The following is a 23,276-nucleotide window of genomic DNA, read 5'->3' as shown; positions in this document are numbered from 1 at the left end:
GCTACCCCGCGAGCCCCATCTCGGTGTTGTAGCGGTCCTTGAACTCGCGCATGTACGTGCCCAGGTAGGTCTCGCTCAGCAGCCTGCCGTCCACCGTGGTGACCCCGAAACCGTCGTGCAGGGTGCGGGAGAGGTGCCGCGCGGTGGGGAAGGCGCCGTGCGAGGCGACGTAGTGGCGGTACGCCTCGAAGTAGACCTCCTCGCGGGGGATGCCGTCGGGGATGCCGACGGGCTCGTCGCCGCCGTAGGGGTCCTCGTCCTCGAACGGGCCCGGACGCGTGTCCGGGGCCGGGTACGCCTCCGTGCCCGGGTGCGTCTCCGCGCTCGCGTGGGCGTGCGCGCCGGGCTGCTCCGGTCCCTCGTGGGGGGCGGGCTGGGGAGGCGTGGGCTCGATGAACAGCTCCTCGACCGGCGCGGGAGCCGCCGGTGCCGGGGCTTCCGACAGGGCTTCCGACGTGGCCGCCGCCGGCTCCGCCAGGCGCCGGTAGCGGCCGGGAGCCACCGGCACGGGGAACTCCGCCGCAGGGCGCTGGGCCGCGGGCCCCGACGCGGTGTGCGCGCCCTGCCCGCCGGCGGGTCCGGCCTCCGGGGGCGGCGCGTTCCCGGCCTCCGTCGACGGGGCGGGTTCGGCTTCGGGTTCGGCTTCGGGTGCGGTCTCGGGTACGGGCGCGGGAGGGGGAACGGGGGTGACGGAGGCGGCGGGTTCGGGTGCGGTCTCGTGCTGCGGGGCGGGCTCCCACGCGGCCTGCGCGTCGTGCGGAACCTGCGCGGGCGGCGGGCTGTCATCGGGCCCGGCCCCCGTCCCCGTCCCGACCGCGGCCACCGCGGGCGCCGGCTCGGGCAGCCTGGTCGCCTCGGGTGCGGACTCGGGCAGCCTGGTCGCCTCGGGCGCCGTCTCGCGCAGCGGCACCCCGTAGCGGACGAGTTTCAGAGGCATCAGCGCCTCCACGGGCGCCCGGCGCCGCCAGGCACGTCCGTACCGGGCGCGCAGCCGGGTCTCGTAGATGAGCCGGTCCTGCTCCATCCGGATCACCTGGTCGTAGCTGCGCAGCTCCCACAGCTTCATCCGCCGCCACAGCAGGAAGGTGGAGGGGAAGGCCAGCATCCAGCGGGAGAGGCGCACACCCTCCATGTGCTTGTCCGCGGTGATGGCGGCGACGCGTCCGGTGGCGTGCCGCGCCGCTTCCACGGTGACGACGAAGAGCACCGGGATGACCGCGTGCATGCCCACACCGAGCGGGTCGGGCCAGGCGGCGGCGCCGTTGAAGGCGATGGTGGCGGCCGTCAGGAGCCAGGCGGTCTGCCGCAGCAGCGGAAACGGGATGCGGATCCACGTCAGCAGCAGGTCCAGGGCGAGCAGGACGACGATGCCGGCGTCGACCCCTACGGGGAAGAACGGGGCGAAGGCGCCGAAGCCCTTGCGTTCCGCGAGGTCGCGGACGGCCGCGTAGGAGCCCGCGAAGCCGATCGCGGCGATCACCATGGCGCCGGCGATGACGACAGTGATCAGTATGCGGTGTATTCGGGTCAGTTGTACGCCCTGCACTGGAGTTGTCCCCACCCTCTGGAACCCGCCCTCGGAAACTGGCGCGCCCACCTTGGCACACTCCGGACCGCCGGCACGCGCGGAGCCCGGCCTCCGTGCGGACGGGCCGGGCTCCGGGACGCGGTGGGCGACGTGGCGGTCACTTGATCTGCTTGACCGCTTCCTTGGCCGCCTTCTCGGCCTTTTTCTTCACCTCGTCGGCGTCCGGCTTCTTGGCGTCCTCGAAGCCGGCGCCCTCGTAGTCGACGGTGACCACGACGTTGGCGACACGGGTGACCAGGCGTTCGGCCCGGTACTCGGAGGTCTTGCCCTTGGTGTCTTCCTTCTTGGTCTCGTAGGCGACGGCTGAGGCCTCGTCGCCGACGCCGGAGACCTTGAACTCCTTGAGGTCGCGATTGCTCTTGTCGGCGGCCTTCTCGTCGACCTGCTGCTTGGCGTGGTCCGCGGCGCGCTTGGCGCCCGAGCCGATGGCCGGGTCGGAGTCGAAGCGCTTGAAGGAGAGGGTCAGCTGGCGGTAGTCGTACTTGTCGAGCCCGCTCCACAGGCAGCTGTTGGAGTCGTCGGCGTCACCGGAGCCGACCTTCTTGCCCGACTTGTCGTCGGTGCCGGGCACGACGTCCTTGACGGCGTCCTTGCCGAGGCTCTTGCACGCGTCGGGCAGCTTCTTGAACTTGGCGGGCGCCACGGTGGGCTTCTTGCTCGCCGAGGCCGAGGGGGAGTCCGATTCTTTGCCCTGGTCGGAGTCCGAGGAGCAGCCGGCGACCAGCAGGACGGGGAGCGCCACTGCCGCACAGGCGAGCGTGTTCCTGACGGTTTTACTCCGTCGAGGGGCGTTGCGCGGGGCGTTTCGGTGCATGGTTCCTTCGCTTCCGGGGTCTTCACCAGTTGTGCCGAGCCGGGGGGTGGCAGCGGTGCTGTCGGAACGGTACGCAACCTGTGGGCTCATGTGGGTGTTTCGCGGCACCTTCCGGGGCGTGGGACTGCCCACAGGGTGGGGTCGGCCACAGAGGAGGGCGGGAAAAAGGGGCGAAAGTACCCATAGGGTCGGCCTGGTCGGTCCGGTGAGTCCGGTGGGTCCGGTCAGTCCTCGAACTGTTCCGCGAGGTGGCCGGCGAGCTTCCGTGCCTTCTCCTGGAGCTCCTCACTGTCCGGGATGCGGTGTTTGTCGGTCACCCACTGGTCGTACTCGACGGTGGCGATCACGTTGGCGGTGCGGAAGACGAGGGTGACGTCCCGGTGGATGCCGGAGTCCGCGGTGTGCAGCTCGTCGTCGAGGTAGGCGGCGTCCGCCAGGTCGTCCAGGGAGCGGGGGGCCAGGTCCTCGTCCGGGGTGGGGGTGTCGGACCCGGGGGAGTCCGACGCCCCGCCCTCGCCGTCCTCGCCGCCGTCGTCGCCCGAGCCGCTCTTGCCGCTTTTGCCGCCCTTGCCGTGCTCGTCGGTCCCGGCTGCTCCGTCGCTCTCGTGGCCCTTGCCGGACTCCTCGGTCGGCGAGGCGTGGCCTTCGGGCGTCTTGCCGCCGCTCTTGTCCGGCTCGCCCGACGCGCCCGGGTCCTTGCCGGAGTCGGAGTCGGAGTCGCCGCCCGGGCCGGAGTCCGTGCTGCCGTCGCCCGGCGCGAGGGGGATGTGCGCCTTGCGGGCCTTCTTGACGTACAGCTGCGCGGCCTGTTCGTCGTCGCTGACGGACGGGTCGTAGGAGACCACCCGCTCGAAGTCGATGTTCAGATGGCGGGTGCTGAGGGTGGTGGCGTTCTTCCAGCGGCAGCCGACCCTGCGGTCGGTGTCGTAGGTGGCGCTCGGCTCACCCTCGTAGGGGTCGGCGCTCGGGCTGGGGGCCGCCGTGCCCTCGTCCTCGGCCGCCGCGGCGCCGGGCAGCAGGTCGCGCAGGGTGCCCGTGCCGACGGCGTCGCACGGCTCGGGCAGGGTGCTGTACTTGCCGGGCTCGGCCGCGCTCGGTGAGGCGGAGGAGCCTCCCGGCTTGCCGTCGTTGCCGTCCTCGGTGTCGGAGGAGCCCGTGCAGGCGGTGAGGGCGCCGGCGAGTACGAGGGCGAGTGCGGCCTTGGTCGCGTACGACGCGCGCACGGCGTCCCTCTTTGCCCTCCGCGGCACGGTTGGCCTCCTCGCTGGGTCGTCGTCGGGGGCGTCGCCGTCCGCGCACGCCCGTGAGGCGTTCCGCCGACGCGGCGACGGCACCATGTCTACCGCACGCGCCGCTCAGGCGTCCGGTCGCCTGGTACCTATGTTGCGCAAAGTCAGTCTTTTCCCTTTCGCCGTTCTCCTGGCCTTGTGGGAGGCCCCGCTGTGCGGACGCGCCATGTTCCGGATTGGCAACGACCCCCTGGCCGACGCCTCCGCGGGGGTTCCCGGCGGTGACAGGGGCCCTAGGCTTACCGGGTTCCACTGGTCACGCAGCGTGGTGACGGTTTTCGAGGTACGCACAACGTCCCTGCTGCTGTGGGCAGTTGAGCGGAAAATCAGGCTTTGGAGGGCGCTGATCAGCCGGATTACTTTCATCCGCGCCGGGTAGCGGCCCTGCGAATCCATGTCAGAGACCGCGCGCTTACGAGGACGCGTGTCCTCCGGAGGAAGGGCAATAGTCAAACGTGAAACCTGAGACAGAGGAGGCTCATGCCTCCAGCGGGGGGCTGACCCGGGGCCCCCAGACCGATCGCGTGGTGTTCGGTGTCACGGCACTGCTCACGCTCATCTTCGTCGTATGGGGCGCGGTCGCGACGGACTCGCTGGGCGACGTCTCCAAGACGATGCTCGACTGGACGATGCACAACGGCGGCTGGGCCTTCGTGCTCGCCGCGACCGGCTTCGTGATCTTCTCGCTGTGGCTGGCCTTCAGCCGCTACGGCAAGATCACCCTCGGCAAGGAGGGGGAGCAGCCGGAGTTCAAGACCGTCTCGTGGATCGCGATGATGTTCAGCGCCGGCATGGGCATCGGGCTGATGTTCTACGGCGTGAGCGAGCCGCTGAGCCACTTCAACGACGCCCCGCCCGGCACCGACCCGGCCAACGACGCGGACCGGATGCAGACGTCGCTGGCCACCACGCTCTTCCACTGGACGCTCCACCCGTGGGCGATCTACGCGGTCGTCGGCCTCGCCATCGCCTACAGCTGCTTCCGCCGCGGCAGGCGGCAGACGATCAGCGCGGTCTTCACCCCGCTGATCGGTGAGCGCGCCGCCAACGGCGGTGTCGGCAAGGTCATCGACATCCTCGCCATCTTCGCCACGCTGTTCGGTTCCGCCGCGTCGCTGGGTCTGGGCGCGCTCCAGATCGGCAGCGGCATAGAGGAGGCCGGCTGGGCGAGCAAGGTCAGCACCGGCGTGCTGGTCACCATCATCGTCGTGCTGACGGCGGCGTTCGTCTTCTCCGCCGTCTCCGGCGTGGAGAGGGGTGTCCAGTGGCTGTCCAACATCAACATGGTGCTGGCCGGACTGCTGGTGGTCTTCCTCTTCATCGTCGGCCCGACGATCCTCATGCTCAACATGGTGCCGACCTCACTCGGCAGCTATCTCGGTGACCTGCCGCAGCTGATCGGGCGAACGGACTCCTCGAGCGGTAAGGGCGTGGCCGAGTGGCTGTCCGGCTGGACGGTCTTCTACTGGGCCTGGTGGATCTCCTGGACGCCGTTCGTGGGCATGTTCATCGCCCGCATCAGCCGGGGCCGCACCATCCGCCAGTTCGTCGGCGGCGTGATCCTGGTCCCCAGCGTCGTGAGCCTCATCTGGTTCGCCATCTTCGGCGGCACCGCCATGAAGCTCCAGTCCGACGGCACCAACCTGGGCGACACCCAGGAGGCGCAGCTCTTCAACGTGCTGAACGAGTACCCGATCGCCAGCGTCACCGGGTTCATCGTGATGCTCCTGGTCGGCATCTTCTTCGTCTCCGGAGCGGACGCCGCCTCGATCGTGATGGGCACGCTCTCGCAGCGGGGCACGCTGGAGCCCAGCCGCGGCGTCGTCATCATCTGGGGTGTCCTCACCGGCGCCGTCGGCGCGGTCATGCTGATGATCGGTGGTGGTGGGGACGAAGCGCTGGAAGGCCTGAAGAACCTCACCATTCTGGTGGCGGTGCCCTTCACGGTCGTGATGATCGGCTTGTGCATCGCCCTCTCGAAGGACCTGCGCAGGGACCCGCTGATCATCCGTACCGAGCGGGGCGAGGAGGCCGTGGGCAGCGCGGTGGTCGCCGGACACGAGCAGTACGGCGGCGACTTCGAGTTCCAGATCGCGCCGGTCGACCCGGACGCGCCCAAGCTGGACGCGGAGATCCTGGACGCCGAGGTGGCCCAGGCCGTGGCCGACGCCGTGGTGGCCGACGACTCCGGTCAGGCGGGCGGTGCGTCGAACGGCAAGGCCTCGGGTGACTCGGCCGCCTCGGGCCGGGTGAGCACCGACAAGGGCGAGGACTGAGAGAAGGTCCCCACCCGACGACGACGGGCGCCCCGCCACCGTGCCAACGGTGGCGGGGCGCCCGTCCGTCGTGGGCGGTCGTGCCGCGCCCGCGCTCCTGGTGGGCCGTCAGCTCGCCCGCTGCCGCCGCTCGTACACCCAGGCGGGCCGGTGTCAGCCGCGGCACCCGGTGTGTGACCTCGCCCACCGTCTCCGCGAGGCGCGCGGTGACCCGCGCGGTGCGGTCGGCGGACGCGATGAGCCGCAGGCGCGGCGGGGCGGGGCGGCGTGACGGCTGCCCGCGCGGTGGGCGGGAGCTGGACGGGTGTCTACGGCCACACCAGGCAGTAGGCCTGGTGGCCCGCCTCGTGGAGGCGGTCGGAGAAGTCCTGCCAGCGGTGCAGGAGCTGGTAGACGTTGAAGGCGTCCTGCGGTCCCGCCCGGTCGGGGACCGTGGACCAGATGAACGCCGCCGCGCCCACCGTCTCGTCACCGACGCCGCGCAGCGGGTCGACGACCGTCATGGGGAGCTTCACCACGGCGTAGTCCGGGTGCAGGACGACGAGTTCGAGCGGCGGGACCCGGTGCAGCGGTATGCCCTCGATCCCCGTCAGCACCATCGCCGCCATCGTCTCGGGCTTGATCTTGGTGAACATGCCCTGGCCCAACTCGTCCCCGCCCAGCTCCTCGGGGCGCATCGAGATGGGAACGCGCGCGGCCGTGGCACCGTCCGGTGCCCCGAAGTACTTGTAGGTCACCCCCACTCGGCCGCCACCCCTGCTGCTCCTGATCTTCGCCGTGCTGCCGATACCCGCGAGCCCCGCGCCCTGGCCGAGGCCGCCGCCCCGCACGAGTCCGCTGCCGCTCGTCGTCCCGTCCTCCGCCACCGGGCCGTTCGGCCCGGCGCCGCCGTGTCGCATGCCGTCGTGTGCCGTGCCGCCGTGCTGCCCGGCACCGCCGTCCGGTCTGCCGCTGTGCCCCGTACCGCTGTGTGTTCTCCCCGCCGTGGTTCCGCTCTCGGTCTCCGCCGCAGTGCGCCTGTGGCGCCCCTGCGCACGCTCCGGGCCAGTCTCCGAGGGGCCGGGCCCCTCTCCCAGTCCGCCACCGCGATGCATGTCACCACCCGACTGCTCATCCGGGCCGCACTGCCGTCCCCGTGCGGCCCGATCATCGTGTCAGAGACCTCCCCGTCCCACGGAGCGTGAAACGCCCCGAAGGCCCCGCACACGGGCCTGATGACACCATGGCTTTCGTGACTTACTCGTACAGTGCACCAGTATCGCAGTCGCTCTTCGACCGCGCCGCCGCCGTGACACCAGGAGGCGTGAACTCGCCGGTCCGCGCCTTCCGCGGGGTGGGCGGAACGCCCCGGTTCATGGTGTCGGGCTCCGGCCCCTACCTCACGGACGCGGACGGGAGGGAGTACGTCGACCTCGTCTGCTCCTGGGGCCCGACGATCCTCGGCCACGCGCACCCCGAGGTCACCGCGGCCGTGCGGCAGGCCGTGGAGCGCGGCACCTCCTTCGGCACCCCCGTCGAGGACGAGGTGGCGCTCGCCGAGGAGATCGTGCACCGGATCGACCCCGTCGAGCAGGTACGCCTGGTCTCCTCCGGCACCGAGGCGACCATGTCGGCGATCCGGCTGGCGCGCGGGTTCACCGGCCGCCCCAAGGTCGTCAAGTTCGCCGGGTGCTACCACGGGCACGTCGACGCGCTGCTCGCCTCGGCCGGGTCCGGCATCGCCACGCTGGGCCTGCCGGACACGCCGGGGGTCACCGGGGCGCAGGCCGGCGACACGATCGTGCTGCCGTACAACGACCTGGACGCGGTCCGCGAGGCGTTCGCCGCGCACCCCCGCGAGATCGCCTGCGTGATCACCGAGGCCGCGCCGGGCAACATGGGCATCGTCCCGCCGCGCGACGGCTTCAACCAGGGGCTCAAGGACCTGTGCGCCGCCGACGGCGCGCTCTTCATCTCCGACGAGGTCATGACCGGCTTCCGGGCGGGACCGCGCGGCTGGTACGGCATCGACGGTGTCGCACCCGATCTGATGACCTTCGGCAAGGTGATGGGCGGCGGCTTCCCCACCGCCGCGTTCGGCGGCCGCAAGGACGTCATGGACCACCTCGCCCCGGCAGGCCCCGTCTACCAGGCCGGCACCCTGTCGGGGAACCCGGTCGCCACCGCCGCGGGCCTCGCCCAGCTGCGGCTGCTGGCCGCGGACGACTTCGCCGCGCACGCCGTGGTCGACTCCGCGGCCCGCCAGGTGCGCGAGCTGGCCACCGAGGCGCTGACCAAGGCGGGCGTGGCGCACACCGTCCAGACGGCGGGCACCATGTTCTCCGTCTTCTTCGGCGACTACGGCGACGCGGGGGTCCGCACGTACGACGACGCCAGGAAGCAGGAGTCCTTCCGCTTCACCGCGTTCTTCCACTCGATGCTCTCCCAGGGCGTGTACCTGCCGCCGTCCGGCTTCGAGATCTGGTTCGTCTCCGCCGCGCACGACGAGCGCGCCATCGAACGGATCGCCGCCGCGCTGCCGGCCGCAGCCCGCGCCGCCGCCGAGGCGGTGCCCGCGTGAGCCAGGGCGAGGACGTGAGCGAGAACACCGGCAGCCAGGCGCTCGACGGAGGGGAGACCGGGGCCCGCAAGGACGACAAGACCGTCACCGTCGTCCACGTGATGCGGCACGGCGAGGTCCACAACCCCGAGGGCGTCCTGTACGGACGCAAACCCGGCTACCACCTCTCCGACCTCGGCCGCCGCATGGCCGACCGCGTCGCCGAGCACCTGGAGGGCCGCGACATCACCCACGTCGCCGCCTCCCCGCTGGAGCGCGCCCAGGAGACCGCGACCCCCGTCGCCAAGGCGCACGGGCTCGACCTGGCCACCGACGCACGGCTGATCGAGGCCGGCAACGTCTTCGAAGGCAAGACCTTCGGCGTCGGCGACGGCGCGCTGCGCCGGCCGGAGAACTGGCGCCACCTGCGCAACCCCTTCCGCCCCTCCTGGGGCGAGCCGTACCTCGAACAGGTCGTGCGGATGCGCGCCGCGATCGAGACCGCGAAGGACGCGGCGCGCGGACATGAGGCGGTGTGCGTCAGCCACCAGCTGCCGATCTGGATCCTGCGCAGCTTCGTCGAGCACCGCAGGCTGTGGCACGACCCGCGCCGCCGCCAGTGCACGCTCGCCTCGCTGACGAGCTTCACCTTCCTCGGCGACCGCATCGTCTCCGTCGGCTACACCGAACCGGCCCGCGACCTGGTGCCGGCGCACCTGCGCGGTGGGGCGAAGCGGGGCCGCGGCGGCAAGGGTGCCCAGGGGCGCAGCGCGGGAGCCTAAGGTTGTGGGCAGGCGTTCCGCGGGGCTGGGGGCACCTCCCGGCCGGAGGCTGGGGGAGCAGACTGCCCAAGCGCAGCGGGGTACGCATGCGGTGGGGGGCGCGAAAGATCGCGGAGGCGCGCATGCGAAACTTTTCACATGAGCCAGACCCGCGCCTCCCGCCGCCGCACCACCCTGCTGGCCGCCGGGGTCGCCGCCGGCGCGCTGCTGCTGTCCGCGTGCAGCGGCGAGCAGCCCGGCTCGTCCTCCGGCGACACGAAGTTCGTGAAGGGCACGGGTGAGATCACCGAGGTGCCCGAGGGCAAGCGCACCGAGGCGCCGGATCTGGCGGGCACCTCGGTGGACGGGAAGAAGCTGAAGCTCTCCGACTACGAGGGCAAGGTCGTCGTGCTCAACGTGTGGGGCTCGTGGTGCAGCCCCTGCCGCGCGGAGGCTCCCAACCTGGCCAAGGTCGCCCACGACACCGAGGACAAGGGCGTCCAGTTCCTCGGCATCAACACCCGCGACCTGGACAAGGCGAACGCGCAGGCGTTCGAGCGCAGCTACGACGTCGACTACCCGAGCTTCTACGACCCCAGCGGCAAGCTCATCCTCAAGTTCCCCAAGAACACCCTCTCGCCGCAGGCCATCCCCTCCACCCTCATCCTCGACCAGGACGGCAAGGTCGCGGTGCGGGCACTGAAGTCGCTGAGCGAGAAGGAACTGCGCTCGGCGCTCGACCCCCTGATCGACGCGAAGTGACCGCCTCATGACCTCCCTCGCGGCCGGCCCCGTCGTCTCCCTCGCGTCCTCGGGCATGAACGACACCGTCCTCGGCGGCGCCCTGCTGCTCGCGCTGCCCATCGCGCTGCTGGGCGGACTGGTCTCCTTCTTCTCGCCGTGCGTGCTGCCGCTGGTGCCCGGCTACCTCTCCTACGTCACGGGGGTCAGCGGCACCGACCTGGCCGAGGCGCGGCGCGGCCGGATGTTCCTGGGGGCCGGCCTGTTCGTGCTGGGCTTCACCGCCGTCTTCGTCTCGGGCGGCGCCCTCTTCGGCGGCTTCGGTGCCACTCTCCAGGAGCACCGGGACGTCATCTCCAAGGTGCTGGGCGGGCTGACGATCCTGTTGGGGCTCGCCTTCATGGGTGTGCTGGGTCCGCTGGCGCGCTTCACCCAGCGGGAGGTGCGCATCCACAAGCGGCCCGCGATAGGGCTGGCGGGCGCTCCCATGCTGGGGGTGCTGTTCGGTATCGGCTGGACGCCCTGCATCGGGCCGACCCTCGCCGCCGTCCTCACGCTCTCCTCGGACCAGGGGAGCGCGGGCCGCGGTGCGCTGCTGACGGTGGCCTACTGTCTGGGGCTGGGCGTTCCTTTCGTCCTCGCCGCCCTCGCCTTCCGCCGTGCGCTGGGCGCCTTCGGCTGGGTGAAGCGGCACTACGCGTGGGTCATGCGGCTCGGCGGCGGGATGCTCGTCGTCGTCGGTGTCCTGCTCGTCACAGGCATCTGGGACCGGATCGTCTACGAGATCACGGTCTGGTCGTCCGACTTCACTGTGGGGATCTGATCCATGAGCACGACCGATACCGGCAAGGACGTCGGTACCGAGACAGGGACCCAGGGCGCGGGCGCCGCGGGCGAGTCCGAGGCGGCCAAGGAGCGGGAGGCCGCGGCGCAGCTGTCGACGGCGCCGAGCGAGGAGAAGCTGAACGTTCCCTCGCTGGGGCCGCTGGGCTGGGCGCGGTGGTTCTGGCGGCAGCTGACGTCCATGCGGGTGGCGCTGATCCTGCTCTTCCTGCTGTCGCTGGGCGCGATCCCCGGTTCGGTCATCCCGCAGACCCCGGTGGACGCGCTCAAGGTCGAGAAGTTCCGTGCGGACCACACCACGCTGGCGCCGCTCTACGACAAGCTCCAGCTGTTCGACGTCTACACCTCGGTGTGGTTCTCGGCGATCTACATTCTGCTGTTCGTCTCGCTGATCGGCTGCATCGTCCCGCGCACCTGGCAGTTCGTCGGCCAGCTGCGGTCGCGTCCGCCGCGCGCCCCGCGCCGTCTCGACCGGATGCCCGTCTACACCACCTGGCGCACCGAGGCCGCGCCCGATCAGGTGCTGGGCGCCGCCAGGACGCTGCTGCGGCGCAGGCGGTTCCGCACCCATCAGGAGCAGGACGACGGCGGACCGTCGAGGGGCGCCGTCGCCTCGGAGAAGGGCTATCTGCGGGAGGCCGGCAACCTGGCCTTCCACATCGCGCTGATCGTCCTGCTGCTGGCGTTCGCCTCCGGGCAGTTGTTCAAGTCCGAGGGCCGCAAACTGATCGTCCAGGGCGACAGCTTCTCCAACGTGCTGACCCAGTACGACGACTTCCAGTCGGGCTCGCTGTTCACCTCCGACATGCTCGACCCCTTCTCCTTCCGGCTGAAGGACTTCCACGCCACGTATGAGACGAGCGGCCCCAACAAGGGCACCGCGCGCGACTACCGGGCCGAGATCACGCACACCGAGGGCGGCACGTCGGAGGGGACCGAGAGCACGATCAAGGTGAACCATCCGCTCCAGGTCGGTTCCTCCAAGGTCTACCTGATCGCGAACGGCTACGCGCCCGTCGTCTCCGTCAAGGACGGCAAGGGCAACCTCGCCTACCGCGGTCCCGTGCCCTTCCTCCAGCAGGACAACAACCAGACCTCCAGCGGCGTCGTCAAGGTTCCCGACTACGTGGACGCCAAGGGCCGCAAGGACCAGGTCGGCTTCCAGGGCTTCTTCGTCCCGGACTTCCAGCCGGACAGCGGCACCATGTTCTCCCAGTCGCCCCTGCTGAAGAACCCGGCGATGTTCCTGACCGCCTACCACGGCAACCTCGGCGTCGACGGCGGTCCCGCGCAGAACGTCTACCAGCTCGACACCGACAACATGGAGAAGTTCAAGGAGAAGGACGGCAGCCCCTTCGCCAAGAAGCTCACCCCCGGCGACACCATGACCCTGCCGAACGGCGCGGGCTCCCTGGAGTTCGAGGGCGTCAAGGAGTGGGCGAACTTCCAGGTCTCCCACCAGGTGGGCAACGGCTGGGCCCTCGGCGGTGCGCTGGCGGCCATCGCGGGGCTCGCCGGGTCGCTGTTCATCCAGCGCCGCCGCGTGTGGGTGCGGGCGTACGCGGGCGACGACGGCCGCACCGTCGTCGAGATGGCGGCACTGGGCCGCAGCGAGTCCGCTCGGCTGCCCGACGAACTCGCCTCCCTCGCTACCGATATGCAGGACGCGGCACCCGTCGCGTCCGAGACGAGTGCCGACGCCGCCGACGAGGCCGCCACCGATGAGGCGGACGCGTCGAAGACACCGGCCGATCCTGCCCAAGCCCCCGAAGGAGCAGGCAAGTGAATCTCCTGGCAGCCGAGCCCAACGAGCAGCTCGCTCAGATCAGCAACTATCTGATTTATTCGGCGATGGCCGTCTACGTGCTGGCCTTCTGCGCGTACATCGCCGAGTGGACGTTCGGCTCGCGCAGCAAGGTGGCCCGCACCGCCGCAGCCCTGACGAAGAAGCCCGGCGCCGACGACGCCGTGCCCGCCCAGTCCGGCGGCGTGTCCGTACGGGCCAAGGCGGCCGAGGGCGGTACGGCCGTGCTGGAGAAGCCCGCTCCGCCGAAGACCCCGAAGATCGTCACCCGCTCCGGCAGCGGCAAGCGCGGCGACCTGCCCGACGGCCCCGGCGCCGCGGCGGGCGACCAGCAGGGCGACATGTACGGACGCATCGCCGTCTCCATGACGGTGCTCGCCTTCCTGCTGCACTTCGCCGGAGTGCTGACCCGCTCCCTGTCGGTGCAGCGCGCCCCCTGGGGCAACATGTACGAGTTCTCGACGGCCTTCTCGATGGTCGCCGTCGCCGGGTACCTGGGCTTCCTGATCGCCAAGAAGAACGTCCGCTGGATGGGGCTGCCGCTGGTCACCACCGTGCTGCTGGACCTCGGCCTGGCCGTCACCGTCCTGTACACCGACAGCGACCAGCTGGTGCCCGCGCTGCACTCCTACTGGCTGTGGATCCACGTCTCGCTGGCCATCATCTGCGGTGCGCTGCTCTACCTCGGCGCCGTCGGCTCGCTGCTCTACCTCTTCCGCGACTCCTACGAGACGAAGCTGCTGGGCGGCGGCAAGCCCGGAGCCGTGGGCACCTCGATCCTGGAGCGGCTGCCCTCGGCGGCCTCCCTCGACAAGTTCGCCTACCGGATCAACGCCACCGTCTTCCCGTTCTGGACCTTCACCATCGTCGCGGGCGCCATCTGGGCGGGCGACGCCTGGGGCCGCTACTGGGGCTGGGACCCGAAGGAGGTCTGGTCGTTCATCACCTGGGTCGCCTACGCTTGCTACCTGCACGCACGCGCCACGGCGGGCTGGAAGGGACGCAAGGCCGCGTACCTCGCGCTCCTCGCCTTCGCCTGCTTCCTGTTCAACTACTACGGCGTGAACATCTTCTTCAACGGCAAGCACTCCTACGCGGGCGTCTGAGCACCCGCCCCTTCGCACAGCACAGGGTTCACGGCGCGGGACGAAGGTGAAGGTGGAGCCATGAGCACCGACAGCGCGCAGGCGGCACCCGGTGGGGTGCCCTACGGAAGCGCACGCAGCAGCGCCGACGGCGCCGCCCACACCGTCGGCTTCGAGCTGTCCTTTCCGCACCCGCCCGAGAGCGTCTGGGCGGCGGTCGCCACCCCAGCGGGACTGCGGGGGTGGCTGGCCGCGGCCGACCCCTTCGAGCCGGGACCCGGCGGAGCGGTGACGCTGCGCTGGCTGGACGGGGGAGCGGACGCCGATCCGCGCCCGACGTCGCCCGGCCGGATCACCGCCTGGTCCAGGCGGCGACTCGCCGAGTACACGGTCGACGCGCGCGGCTCCTTCGGCTTCACCCTGCGCGGCGCGCTCGACGAGGAGGGCACCCGCGTCCGCTTCCGCAACGACTTCACCGGCGATCTGGGCCGGCTGCTGGACACCCTCGCCGGCTGGCACCAGCACTTCGAGCTGCTGGGCGAGGAGCTGCGGGGGCGTCCGGCGGACTGGGACGCCTGGACGCCGGCCCGCTTCGCCGCGCTGCGCGCGCAGTACGCCGACCGCGTGTGAGCCTTCGGGCTCCCTTACCGCGGGAGCGGCTCGCCTTCCGCCGAGAAGAAGGCGGGAGGGGAGTGCCGCCAGGAGGGTCGGTCAGGACTCGTCCTGGTTGCGGTCCGGGCGCTTGTCGCGCAGCTCCTCGTCCGGGTGCCGCGGCTCGGGCGCGGAGTCGCCGCCCCGGCCCCTCTCGTCGTCCCCCTCGGGCGGCCGGCCGCCCTCCAGGGACTTGAGGAAGTCCGGGTTGTCGTCGGGGGCGACCCAGCGGCGTTCGTCGGCACGGACCGCGCCGTAGGGCGTGTTGCGGCGGGGGCGTCCCACCAGGAACCAGGCGACGGGCCCCAGCAGCACCTGCCCGAACAGCAGGATGAGGATGACCCACACCACCTTGGGCAGCTTGCGCACCTCGTTCTCGGGGGTGTTCAGACAGTCGATGAACGCGTAGATCCACAGGGCCAGGATCACGAGGACGGGCAGGAGCCTGATGATCACGCGGAACGCCCCCTGGGTGCGAGATGCCGCCGGACGGATGCGGTGCGGGGCCCGGCGTCCGGGTCCCACGGTGCCAGCGTAATGGGCCGCGCGGAGGCCCCGGCGCTCAGGGCGCGGGCCGCGAGGGAGATACTGAGGGGTATGGCATACGACGATCTCCGCTCGCTCCTGCGGGCGCTGGAGCGTGACCGTGACCTCGTCCGGGTCAAGGCCGAGGTCGACCCGCACCTGGAGGTCGGGGAGCTCGTCGACCGGGTGAACAAGGCGGGCGGCCCTGCGCTGCTGTTCGAGAACGTCAAGGGCTCGGACATGCCGCTGGCCATGAACGTCTACGGCACGGACCGGCGGCTGCTCAAGGCGCTCGGTCTGTCCTCCTACGACGAGATCAGCGACAAGATCGGCGGCCTGCTCAAGCCCGAGCTGCCGCAGGGCTTCGTCGGCTTCCGCGAGGCCTTCGGGAAGCTCGGCGCCATGACGCACGTGCCGCCGAAGAAGGTGAAGGAGGCGCCCGTCCAGGAGGTCGTTCGGCAGGGCGACGAGGTCGACCTGGACCGGCTGCCCGCGCTGTTCACCTGGCCCGGCGACGGCGGCTCCTTCTTCAACCTCGGCCTCACCCACACCAAGGACCCCGCCAGCGGGGTGCGCAACCTGGGCCTCTACCGGCTCCAGCGGCACGACCGGCGCACCATCGGGATGCACTGGCAGATCCACAAGGACAGCCGCAACCACTACCAGGTCGCGGCGCGGCGCGGCGAGAAACTCCCCGTCGCCATCGCCTTCGGCTGCCCGCCCGCCGTCACCTACGCCTCCACCGCGCCGCTGCCCGCCGACATCGACGAGTACCTGCTGGCCGGCTTCCTGCAGGGCAAGCGCGTCGAGATGGTCGACTGCAAGACCGTCCCGCTCCAGGTTCCCGCGGACGCCGAGGTCGTGCTGGAGGGCTGGCTGGAGCCGGGCGAGATGCTGCCAGAGGGCCCCTTCGGCGACCACACCGGCTTCTACACCCCCCAGGAGCCCTTCCCCGCGCTGCGGATCGACTGCGTGACGACGCGGAAGCGACCGCTGCTCCAGTCGATCGTCGTCGGCCGGCCCCCGACCGAGGACGGGCCGCTGGGCCGGGCCACCGAGCGGTTCTTCCTGCCGCTGCTGAAGATCGTCGTACCCGACATCGTCGACTACCACCTGCCCGAGGCGGGCGGCTTCCACAACTGCGCGGTCGTCGCCATCGACAAGAAATACCCCAAGCACGCCCAGAAGGTGATGCACGCCATCTGGGGCGCCCACATGATGTCGCTGACCAAGCTCATCGTCATCGTCGACGCCGACTGCGACGTGCGGAACCTGCACGAGGTCGCCTGGCGGGCCCTGGGCAACGTGGACTACGCGCGCGACCTCACCGTGGCCGAGGGACCCGTCGACCACCTGGACCACGCCTCCTACCAGCAGTTCTGGGGCGGCAAGGCCGGCATCGACGCCACCCGCAAAACCCCCGAGGAGGGCTACACGCGGGACGGCGGCTGGCCGGAGATGATCGAGTCCGACGCGAAGACGGCCGACCTGGTGACGCGCCGGTGGAAGGAGTACGGGCTGTGAGCAGCACCGCCGAGGGCATCGTCGGCCCAGGCCCTGGCGCCGACGTCGGACGCGTCCGCGCCTTCCTGCGCCTGGTGGTCATCGAGCACTCCGTCTTCGCGCTGCCCTTCGCCTACATCGCCGCGCTCACCGCCATGTACCGCGACAGCCGCAGCGTCCACTGGTGGCAGCTGCTGCTGGTGACGGTCGCCATGGTGGGGATGCGGACCTTCGCGATGGCCGCGAACCGGATCATCGACCGCGAGATCGACGCCCGCAACCCGCGCACCGCGGGCCGCGAACTGGTCACCGGCGCGGTCTCCGTGCGCACGGCGTGGACGGGCGCCGCCGTCGCCCTCGTCGTCTTCCTCGGCACCTGCGCCCTGCTCAACCCGCTCTGCCTGGCCCTGGCACCCGTCGCGGCGCTCCCGATGGTCGTCTATCCGTACGGGAAGCGCTTCACCCACTTCCCGCACGCCATCCTCGGACTCGCCCAGGCCATCGGCCCCCTCGGCGCGTGGCTCGCCGTCACCGGCTCCTGGTCCTGGCACGGCGCCGTCCTCGGCCTGGCCGTCGGCATCTGGATCGGCGGCTTCGACCTGATCTACGCGTGCCAGGACGTCGAGGCCGACCGCGACAACGGGGTGAAGTCCCTCCCGGCCCGCTTCGGCACCGCCGCCGCCATCCACACCACGCGCGCCGCCCACCTGGTCACCGTGGCCCTGCTGGTCACCTTCGGCCTGCTGACGGACGCGGGCGTCTTCTACTGGCTGGGCCTCGTCATCGTCACCGCCGCCTTCGGCTACGAGCACACCCTCGTCCGCCCCCACGACCTGACCCGCCTCAACCGCGCCTTCTTCCAGGTCAACAGCTTTATCGGCATCGCCCTGTTCGTGTGCGCCCTGCTGGATCTCGCGGTGCGCGGGCTGAGTGTGTGAGTAGCCTTTCCCTCTACCATCGAGAGCAGGGAAGGGAGAGCGCCGTGACCGTCTCGGAGACCGACCGCCTGCACTCACAGCTCAGCCGTCTGGAAGACCAGTTCCCTGGCTACCGGATGGAGATCGTGGGGGGCAACATCATGATGAGTCCGGTCAAGCCGTTTCATGGCAGGACGATCAGGCTCCTGGAAAACGCCCTCGAGGCCCAGCTCGGGCCCGAGTGGGGCTGCATGTCCGACGTCATCTTCCGCTTCACCGACCTGGACGAGCTCTGCCCGGACTCGGCTCTCCTGCCGATGGCCGAGGTCGACCGCAACCTCAGCGTCTACTCGCCCGACCTGATCGAGCTCGCCATCGAGGTGGTCTCGCCGAGCAGCGTGCACCACGACTACGTCACCAAGGACCGGCTGTACGCCCAGCGCGGCATCGCGCACTACCTGATCTTCGACCCCTACCGCGCCGAGTGCACCGTGCACTGGAACCCGGGGGCGGACGGTTACCGGGGCCGGGACGTCATCCCGTACGGCAAGCCGGTCGAGGTCACCATGGACATCGGCGCGGTGACCATCGAGACCGACGCACTGCCCGTCGACCGGGAGACCCGCACCCAGCCTCTCGACAGGTGAGGCCCCGCACCAGGCGGCTCAGTGCCAGGCCGGTCTGCCCTCGCCCGCCGGGCGGGGCTCGGCGGTCAGGCGGGCGGCGACGACGCCGCCGATGAGGCCGAAGAGGTGGCCCTGCCAGGAGATGCCCGCGTCGGTGGGCAGGACGCCCCACAGGATGGAGCCGTAGAAGACGGCGACGACGCTGCCGAGGGCGACGTCGGTGATCCTGCGGTCCACGAAGCCGCGGGCCAGCAGATAGCCGAACAACCCGAAGATCAGCCCCGAGGCGCCCGCGGTGTTGCTGCCGTCCGGGGCGATGAGCCAGACGCCGAGGCCGCTGACCACGATGATCGTCGCGGCGACGGCCAGGAACCTGCCCACCCCGCGCAGGGCCGCCAGGAAGCCGAGGATCAGCAGCGGCAGCGTGTTCGCGATCAGGTGCTCGAAGCCGAAGTGCATGAAGGCGCTCGGGACCACGTCCACCAGTTCGTCCACGCGGCGGGGCTCGACGCCGAAGGTGTCCAACGCGTTGTCCGTGGCCTGGTCGACGGCCTCCAGCAGCCACAGCAGCGCCACCCAGCCGACGATCAGCTTTCCCGCAGCCATCGCCCTGGTGCCCGAGCCCCCCGAGCCGTTCGCCATGCTCGCCTCCCTCGCGAGGAGCGGTCCCCGCCGTCCCGATGCCCCCAGGACCGACACGCGTCCCGTTGCCCCTACAACGCCGGGCGGGGCCTTTCCGGTTCCCCCGCTTGTCCGGCGGCGGTCCGCCCGCTTCCGGAGGCGGTCCGGGATGCCGGCTCCCCGGGCCGGACGCCCCGGTGCCGCTCTCCAGGATGGCGCCTACAGTCCGCCCGTGCCCAGGGCGCCGAATGCCACGGCCGCCAGCAGGTCCTGCGGTTTCAGCTCGCGGACCCCGTCCGGAGCCTCCACCGAGACGGCGTGGCCGCCGCCGAAGTCCAGCCGCAGCGGCAGGTGCACCTTCTTCGCGTCCTCGCCTTCGAGGAACTGCTCCAGGTCCACGGTGAGGCCGGTGAGCTGGCCGCGCCTGATCTGGAGGTCCGCGCTGACCTTCTTGTCCGGGACCTTGGCCGGGTTCAGCCGCGCCCCCAGGGCCTCCAGTGCCCGCGAGAGGTCCGGCGCCGCCTCGCGTGCCGGCATGGAGACCGTCACGTGCTCGGCGCCGCCCCACTCGCCGGCCTTGTGGAACTCGGCGTGCTCGCCGAGGGTCTTCTCCAGGCCCTCCAGGAACTCCCGCTCGGACTCGCCGTTGAGCGCGCGGCCCGCCGCGGTCGCCCGGCTCAGGCGCTTGCTCGTCTCGTCGCTCTGCTCGGAGACCGCGGGTCCGTGCCGTCCGAACGCGCCCTTCTTCTCGTCCTCGGCGATCTCCTGGGCGGCGCGCGCGAAGTCGTCGAAGGACTCGGGGTCGATCTCCACCCACTTGCCCTTGAGCGCGTCCCTGGCCGAGCCGAGTGTCGTCGGCAGGTCCTTGGCGAGCGAGACGAGCGTGCGGGCGCGCCGCTTGTCCGCGGTGGCGCCACCCGTCTGCGCCACCAGCGAGCGCAGGTTGACCCGCATGTACAGCTTCTCCTCCACCGACTTGGCCGCCAGCACGTCCTTGCCGCCGAAGTTGATCGCCGCCGCGAAGCGGAGCCGCTCCGAGCGGCTCAGTTCCTTCAGCGGGGTCTCCTCTTTGTCGGAGCCCACCGCGAAGGTGAGTTCGCCCCGGGTGAGGAGCTTCGCTGTGTGCCGGGTGGTGTCCGTGTTGGGTGCGCCCGCCGCGCGCAGGAACTTCTCGGCCTCGCTCGTGCTTCCGTCCACGGACATCAGTACCGAGGCCGTCGGCTGCTCGCCGAGTTTCTCGAAGGCGTGTTTCACCTTGAGTCCCGTGGTGAGCCGCTCCGCCACCGAGCATCCGGTGAGGGCGGCGACGAGCGTCGTCGCGCACGTGGCTGTGGCCGTCAGGCGGAGCGGGGTGACACGCATGGCGTCGAGGGTACGCGGGCGCCCCCGTGCCCGCCCCGAGCCTGTCGGGGTTTCCCGGCCCCGGGGCGGACCCGCCCGGCGGGGCGGGAGGGCACAAGTAGGGTCGGGTCCGTGAGTGACACAGGACGGGTGCCATGGATCGTGGGCGTCTCAGGGGCCTCGGGAACGCCGTACGCGGCCGCGGTCGTCCGCGGTCTGCTGAGCGCCGGTGAGGACGTCGATCTGGTCGTGAGCCGCGCCTCCCGCCTCACGATCCTCGACGAGACGGGCCATCCGTTCCGCGACGCGCACGCGGAGGCGGACCTGCGCCGCTGGCTGGCCCGGGGCGCGGACGGCAGCCCGGACGCGTTCAAGGCGGAGCCGGGCGCCGACCCGGCCCGGGTGCGCCACTGGCCGCCGGGGGATCTGGCGGCGGGGCCGTCCTCCGGGTCGTATCCGGTCAAGGGCATGGTGATCGTTCCGGCGAGCACGGCGTGTGTGGCCGGTGTGGCGCTCGGGCTTTCGAAGGACCTGTTGCAGCGCGCGGCGAGTGTGACGCTCAAGGAGCGCCGTCCGCTCGTCGTAGCCGTCCGGGAGACCCCGCTGAGCGGTCAGACGCTGCGGCATCTGGTGACGCTGGACGAGGCGGGCGCCGTCGTGCTGCCCGCCTCGCCCGCCTTCTACGCGGGCGCCCGGCACATCCAGGATCTGGTGGACTTCGTGGCGGGGCGGGTGCTGGACGCGGCGGGTGTGCCGCACCAGTTGTACCGGCGCTGGGAGGGGGAGCTAGGGCGGGGCGGTGTCGGGCCCATGCCTTAGATTCGTGGTTCGGACTTCTACAACGGGAGGCAGCGGCACCATGGACGCGGTGGACAGGCAGCTCATCCAGGCGCTGCGGGAGAACGGGAGGGCCTCCTACGCGGAACTGGGGCGGCTGGTGGGGCTGTCGGGGCCGAGTGTCACCGACCGGATCAACCGGCTGGAGGCGGCCGGGGTGATCACCGGCTACCGCGCCACTGTCGACGCCCCCTCGCTGGGGCTCGGGGTGACGGCCCTCATCGGCATCCAGCTGACCGACGCGACGGACCACGAGGACGTGGCGGGGCGGCTGCGCTCCCTGCACGAGATCGAGGACTGCTGGTTCATCGCCGGTGACGACTCGTACATGCTCAAGGTGCGGGCGGGGGATGTGGACGGGTTGGAGCGCACCATCCGCCGGCTCTCTGGCACCGAGGGCGTCTCCCGCACGCGTACCACGATCGTGCTGTCCACCAAGTGGGAGAACCGGGTGGGCGAGCTGCCCGAGGAGTGAGGCCCCGGCGGCCTGGCGTAGTGTCGTCGGGACGCGCGGAGGCGCCCGGAAGGCCCTCCGGAACGTGAGGGACGCGAAAGGTCAGCACACCGCGACAAGCACCAACGAGGCAGGCAGGTGGCGCGAGGAATGGACGCGGAGCTGCGGCGACGGCTTGCGGACGTCGAGAGGAAGGTCCGCTCCGGTGAGCGGCTGGGGCACGAGGACGGGGTCGCGCTCTTCGCGTCCGACGACCTGGCCTGGCTCGGCGGTCTGGCGCACGAGGCGCGGGCGCTGAAGAACGGTGACGTGGCGTACTTCGCCGAGCACCGCCGCCTGGAACTTCCCGCCGAAGCGGACGCCGTGAACGACACGGACGCCATGAACGACATGGTCGAGGCCGCCACCCGTCTCGCGGCCGACGGCGCCACCGAGCTGCACCTGGGCGCGGCCGGGGACACGAGCTGGGAGCAGTGGGTGCGGGCGCTGCGGGCGCTGCGCGCCGCCCTGCCCGAGGCGGTGGCGCTGCGCGCGTTCACGGCCGCCGACGTCAGCCGTTTCGCCGCCGCCTCGCAGGTGAGCGAGAGCGAGGTGCTCGACGAGCTGCTGGCCGCCGCACCGGCTTCCCTGGGCGAGGGCTTCGAGGGGCCCGGCGCGGAGGCCGCGGACGCCGAGGACGCCGAGGATGTGGCGCGGGAGGCGGAGGGCGCGGGCTGGCAGGACTGGGCCCGGGTGCACAGGATGGCGCACCACAAGGGCCTCACCACCGTCTGCACGCTGCGGTTCGGCTACGGCGAGGAGCTCGCCGAGCGCGTCGACCACCTGCTGCGGCTGCGTGAACTCCAGGACGAGACCGGTGGCTTCCGCGCTGTGGTTCCGCTGCGCCACGAGGGGCCGCAGGGCGCGACCGGCGCCGAGGTCCTGGCGACGTTCGCCGTGTGCCGGCTGCTGCTGGACAACGTGGCGCACGTGGCGGCCCGCTGGGCGGTGCACGGCGCGCAGACGTCCCAGCTGGCGCTCCAGCACGGCGCCGACGAGATGGCGGGCCCGCCGGCCGCCGAGGCCTCGCGGGACGCGGACGTCCTCACCCGGGACGACCTGGTCGAGCTCATCCGCGACACCGGCTTCCGCCCGGTCGAGCGCGACGCCCACCACGGTGTCCTGCGCTCCTTCGACGGGCCGGACCCGGACCGCCGCGAGGCGCCCCAGCCCATGCGGGTGTAAGCCGCAGGCGGCTTGTGACAGCCGCCGGGATGCGGGGTACCGCGAGCCGTATGGCAGCTGACAAGGGTGCGGGACGCAGGACCGGGGCGGACAGGCCCGAGGAGGCGTACGACGCGTCGCCGTTCCTGCCGGAGCGGCCGGGGCGGGGCAACGCGGGGTTGCGCAGGCTGCGGGATGCGGCGGCGGACTGCCGTGGGTGTCCGCTGCACGAGGACGCGACGCAGACGGTCTTCGGCAGTGGGGACGCCCGGGCCCGTGTCCTGCTCGTCGGGGAGCAGCCCGGGGATCAGGAGGACCGCCGGGGTGAACCTTTCGTCGGCCCAGCGGGCCGGATGCTGGAGCGGGCGCTGGATGAGGCGGGGATCGATCCGGCGCAGTCGTATGTGACCAACGCGGTCAAGCACTTCAAGTGGGCGCATGAGCAGGGGCGGGGGAAGCGGCGCATCCACAAGCCGCCGACGCTGCGGGAGACGGCGGCGTGCGGCCCGTGGCTGGCCGCCGAACTGGCGCTGACGGAGCCCGAGGTGCTGGTGGTGCTGGGCGCCACGGCGGGCAAGGCGCTGTTCGGCTCGTCGTTCCGCGTCACCAAGGAGCGCGGTACCTGCACGGAGCGTGAGGTGCGGGGGCGCTCGGAGCGGGTGGTGCCGACGATCCATCCGTCCGCGATCCTGCGCGCCGAGAACCGGGACGAGGTGTACGCGGGCTTCCTGTCCGACCTGCGGGTGGCGGCGCGGTTGCTGGAGTGAGACCGGCGCACCTGAGCCCGGCCGCTCCCCGGGCCGGGGGCGGCGAAGATCGCCGCGGGGCCTGTGCTTGACTGGGAGGATCCGCGAAACG

At 71.4% G+C, this 23,276-nt stretch carries 22 protein-coding genes; 15 read left to right on the top strand and 7 right to left on the bottom strand.

Annotated elements, in window-relative coordinates; genetic code table 11:
- Position 1 precedes the first annotated feature (1 nt).
- From DTL70_RS21720 to DTL70_RS21710, 3 genes are all read right to left on the bottom strand, one after another.
- Positions 2-1,546, bottom strand: a complete 1,545-nt coding sequence (locus DTL70_RS21720; RefSeq protein ID WP_181861015.1) for a DUF2637 domain-containing protein — start codon at positions 1,544-1,546, stop codon at positions 2-4.
- A 139-nt stretch (positions 1,547-1,685) separates the two neighbouring features.
- Entirely contained in the window at positions 1,686-2,402 is a 717-nt protein-coding gene (locus DTL70_RS21715; RefSeq protein WP_114023622.1) for a DUF3558 domain-containing protein, read from the bottom strand.
- 224 nt (positions 2,403-2,626) lie between these two features.
- The gene (locus DTL70_RS21710) at positions 2,627-3,652 is read right to left on the bottom strand and encodes a hypothetical protein (RefSeq protein ID WP_114023621.1); all 1,026 of its coding nucleotides are present in this window, start codon (positions 3,650-3,652) and stop codon (positions 2,627-2,629) included.
- A gap of 494 nt (positions 3,653-4,146) precedes the next feature.
- Here DTL70_RS21710 and DTL70_RS21700 point away from each other — a divergent pair, with 494 nt between their 5' ends.
- On the top strand, positions 4,147-5,967 hold the full coding sequence (locus DTL70_RS21700; protein WP_114023619.1) for a BCCT family transporter: 1,821 nt from the start codon (positions 4,147-4,149) through the stop codon (positions 5,965-5,967).
- Between the two features lie 308 nt (positions 5,968-6,275).
- Here DTL70_RS21700 and DTL70_RS21695 read toward each other — a convergent pair whose 3' ends face one another.
- The gene (locus DTL70_RS21695) at positions 6,276-6,866 is read right to left on the bottom strand and encodes a hypothetical protein (protein ID WP_245979503.1); all 591 of its coding nucleotides are present in this window, start codon (positions 6,864-6,866) and stop codon (positions 6,276-6,278) included.
- A 332-nt stretch (positions 6,867-7,198) separates the two neighbouring features.
- Here DTL70_RS21695 and hemL point away from each other — a divergent pair, with 332 nt between their 5' ends.
- The 7 genes from hemL to DTL70_RS21660 all read left to right on the top strand — a co-directional run bounded on the left by hemL (position 7,199) and on the right by DTL70_RS21660 (position 14,370).
- Positions 7,199-8,527: a glutamate-1-semialdehyde 2,1-aminomutase gene (hemL, locus tag DTL70_RS21690; protein WP_114023696.1), complete on the top strand. Its 1,329-nt coding sequence runs from the start codon at positions 7,199-7,201 to the stop codon at positions 8,525-8,527.
- 101 nt (positions 8,528-8,628) lie between these two features.
- Entirely contained in the window at positions 8,629-9,288 is a 660-nt protein-coding gene (locus tag DTL70_RS21685) for a histidine phosphatase family protein (protein WP_181861027.1), read from the top strand.
- 138 nt (positions 9,289-9,426) lie between these two features.
- Positions 9,427-10,029 carry a TlpA family protein disulfide reductase gene (locus tag DTL70_RS21680; protein WP_114023618.1) on the top strand — a complete coding sequence of 201 codons (603 nt, stop codon included), beginning with the start codon at positions 9,427-9,429 and terminating at the stop codon, positions 10,027-10,029.
- 7 nt (positions 10,030-10,036) lie between these two features.
- Positions 10,037-10,831 (top strand): cytochrome c biogenesis CcdA family protein, encoded by a 795-nt coding sequence (locus DTL70_RS21675; RefSeq protein ID WP_114023617.1) that lies wholly within the window; start codon positions 10,037-10,039, stop codon positions 10,829-10,831.
- A 3-nt stretch (positions 10,832-10,834) separates the two neighbouring features.
- Positions 10,835-12,637, top strand: a complete 1,803-nt coding sequence (gene resB, locus DTL70_RS21670; RefSeq protein ID WP_114023616.1) for a cytochrome c biogenesis protein ResB — start codon at positions 10,835-10,837, stop codon at positions 12,635-12,637.
- Positions 12,634-13,761 (top strand): c-type cytochrome biogenesis protein CcsB, encoded by a 1,128-nt coding sequence (gene ccsB / locus DTL70_RS21665; RefSeq protein WP_114023615.1) that lies wholly within the window; start codon positions 12,634-12,636, stop codon positions 13,759-13,761. The genes resB and ccsB overlap by 4 nt, the downstream gene beginning before the upstream one ends.
- Before the next feature lie 60 nt (positions 13,762-13,821).
- Positions 13,822-14,370, top strand: coding sequence for an SRPBCC family protein (locus DTL70_RS21660; RefSeq protein WP_114023614.1), 549 nt, complete (start codon positions 13,822-13,824; stop codon positions 14,368-14,370).
- A gap of 81 nt (positions 14,371-14,451) precedes the next feature.
- Here the strand turns inward: DTL70_RS21660 and DTL70_RS21655 are convergent, their stop codons facing one another.
- Positions 14,452-14,844 (bottom strand): PLD nuclease N-terminal domain-containing protein, encoded by a 393-nt coding sequence (locus DTL70_RS21655; protein ID WP_114023694.1) that lies wholly within the window; start codon positions 14,842-14,844, stop codon positions 14,452-14,454.
- Positions 14,845-14,988: 144 nt separating this feature from the next.
- Between DTL70_RS21655 and DTL70_RS21650 the strand changes: the two genes are divergently transcribed.
- The 3 genes from DTL70_RS21650 to DTL70_RS21640 are packed head-to-tail and all read left to right on the top strand — an operon-like array spanning position 14,989 to position 17,983.
- Positions 14,989-16,440 carry a menaquinone biosynthesis decarboxylase gene (locus DTL70_RS21650; RefSeq protein ID WP_114023613.1) on the top strand — a complete coding sequence of 484 codons (1,452 nt, stop codon included), beginning with the start codon at positions 14,989-14,991 and terminating at the stop codon, positions 16,438-16,440.
- Positions 16,437-17,357 (top strand): menaquinone biosynthesis prenyltransferase MqnP, encoded by a 921-nt coding sequence (gene mqnP, locus DTL70_RS21645; protein ID WP_114023612.1) that lies wholly within the window; start codon positions 16,437-16,439, stop codon positions 17,355-17,357. The genes DTL70_RS21650 and mqnP overlap by 4 nt, the downstream gene beginning before the upstream one ends.
- A gap of 44 nt (positions 17,358-17,401) precedes the next feature.
- Complete coding sequence (locus DTL70_RS21640) at positions 17,402-17,983, top strand: Uma2 family endonuclease (RefSeq protein WP_114023611.1); 582 nt, start codon at positions 17,402-17,404, stop codon at positions 17,981-17,983.
- A gap of 18 nt (positions 17,984-18,001) precedes the next feature.
- Here the strand turns inward: DTL70_RS21640 and DTL70_RS21635 are convergent, their stop codons facing one another.
- Both DTL70_RS21635 and DTL70_RS21630 read right to left on the bottom strand, forming a co-directional pair.
- Positions 18,002-18,604, bottom strand: coding sequence for a rhomboid family intramembrane serine protease (locus DTL70_RS21635; RefSeq protein ID WP_114023610.1), 603 nt, complete (start codon positions 18,602-18,604; stop codon positions 18,002-18,004).
- 198 nt (positions 18,605-18,802) lie between these two features.
- Entirely contained in the window at positions 18,803-19,945 is a 1,143-nt protein-coding gene (locus DTL70_RS21630) for a hypothetical protein (protein WP_114023609.1), read from the bottom strand.
- A 111-nt stretch (positions 19,946-20,056) separates the two neighbouring features.
- On the opposite strand from DTL70_RS21630, the gene DTL70_RS21625 reads away from it, so the two are divergent.
- The 4 genes from DTL70_RS21625 to DTL70_RS21610 all read left to right on the top strand — a co-directional run bounded on the left by DTL70_RS21625 (position 20,057) and on the right by DTL70_RS21610 (position 23,185).
- On the top strand, positions 20,057-20,743 hold the full coding sequence (locus DTL70_RS21625; protein ID WP_114023608.1) for a UbiX family flavin prenyltransferase: 687 nt from the start codon (positions 20,057-20,059) through the stop codon (positions 20,741-20,743).
- Between the two features lie 40 nt (positions 20,744-20,783).
- The gene (locus tag DTL70_RS21620) at positions 20,784-21,236 is read left to right on the top strand and encodes an Lrp/AsnC family transcriptional regulator (RefSeq protein ID WP_114018789.1); all 453 of its coding nucleotides are present in this window, start codon (positions 20,784-20,786) and stop codon (positions 21,234-21,236) included.
- A gap of 129 nt (positions 21,237-21,365) precedes the next feature.
- The gene (locus tag DTL70_RS21615) at positions 21,366-22,439 is read left to right on the top strand and encodes a hypothetical protein (RefSeq protein ID WP_114023607.1); all 1,074 of its coding nucleotides are present in this window, start codon (positions 21,366-21,368) and stop codon (positions 22,437-22,439) included.
- Positions 22,440-22,489: 50 nt separating this feature from the next.
- Positions 22,490-23,185, top strand: coding sequence for a UdgX family uracil-DNA binding protein (locus DTL70_RS21610; RefSeq protein ID WP_114023606.1), 696 nt, complete (start codon positions 22,490-22,492; stop codon positions 23,183-23,185).
- Positions 23,186-23,276: the final 91 nt, after the last annotated feature.

The sequence above is a fragment of the Streptomyces diacarni genome (assembly GCF_003323715.1).
GTDB classification, from domain to species: Bacteria; Actinomycetota; Actinomycetes; order Streptomycetales; family Streptomycetaceae; genus Streptomyces; species Streptomyces diacarni.
This window is presented reverse-complemented; position numbering and strand designations above follow the sequence as displayed.

Bases quoted from the DNA above. Each gene is read 5' to 3' on its own strand.
- DTL70_RS21715 (WP_114023622.1), bottom strand. From the start codon at position 2,402: ATGCACCGAAACGCCCCGCGCAACGCCCCTCGACGGAGTAAAACCGTC.
- DTL70_RS21695 (WP_245979503.1), bottom strand. From the start codon at position 6,866: ATGCGACACGGCGGCGCCGGGCCGAACGGCCCGGTGGCGGAGGACGGG.
- DTL70_RS21685 (WP_181861027.1), top strand. From the start codon at position 8,629: ATGCGGCACGGCGAGGTCCACAACCCCGAGGGCGTCCTGTACGGACGC.
- DTL70_RS21680 (WP_114023618.1), top strand. From the start codon at position 9,427: ATGAGCCAGACCCGCGCCTCCCGCCGCCGCACCACCCTGCTGGCCGCC.
- DTL70_RS21675 (WP_114023617.1), top strand. From the start codon at position 10,037: ATGACCTCCCTCGCGGCCGGCCCCGTCGTCTCCCTCGCGTCCTCGGGC.
- resB (WP_114023616.1), top strand. From the start codon at position 10,835: ATGAGCACGACCGATACCGGCAAGGACGTCGGTACCGAGACAGGGACC.
- DTL70_RS21660 (WP_114023614.1), top strand. From the start codon at position 13,822: ATGAGCACCGACAGCGCGCAGGCGGCACCCGGTGGGGTGCCCTACGGA.
- DTL70_RS21650 (WP_114023613.1), top strand. From the start codon at position 14,989: ATGGCATACGACGATCTCCGCTCGCTCCTGCGGGCGCTGGAGCGTGAC.
- DTL70_RS21635 (WP_114023610.1), bottom strand. From the start codon at position 18,604: ATGGCGAACGGCTCGGGGGGCTCGGGCACCAGGGCGATGGCTGCGGGA.
- DTL70_RS21630 (WP_114023609.1), bottom strand. From the start codon at position 19,945: ATGCGTGTCACCCCGCTCCGCCTGACGGCCACAGCCACGTGCGCGACG.
- DTL70_RS21620 (WP_114018789.1), top strand. From the start codon at position 20,784: ATGGACGCGGTGGACAGGCAGCTCATCCAGGCGCTGCGGGAGAACGGG.
- DTL70_RS21615 (WP_114023607.1), top strand. From the start codon at position 21,366: ATGGACGCGGAGCTGCGGCGACGGCTTGCGGACGTCGAGAGGAAGGTC.
- DTL70_RS21610 (WP_114023606.1), top strand. From the start codon at position 22,490: ATGGCAGCTGACAAGGGTGCGGGACGCAGGACCGGGGCGGACAGGCCC.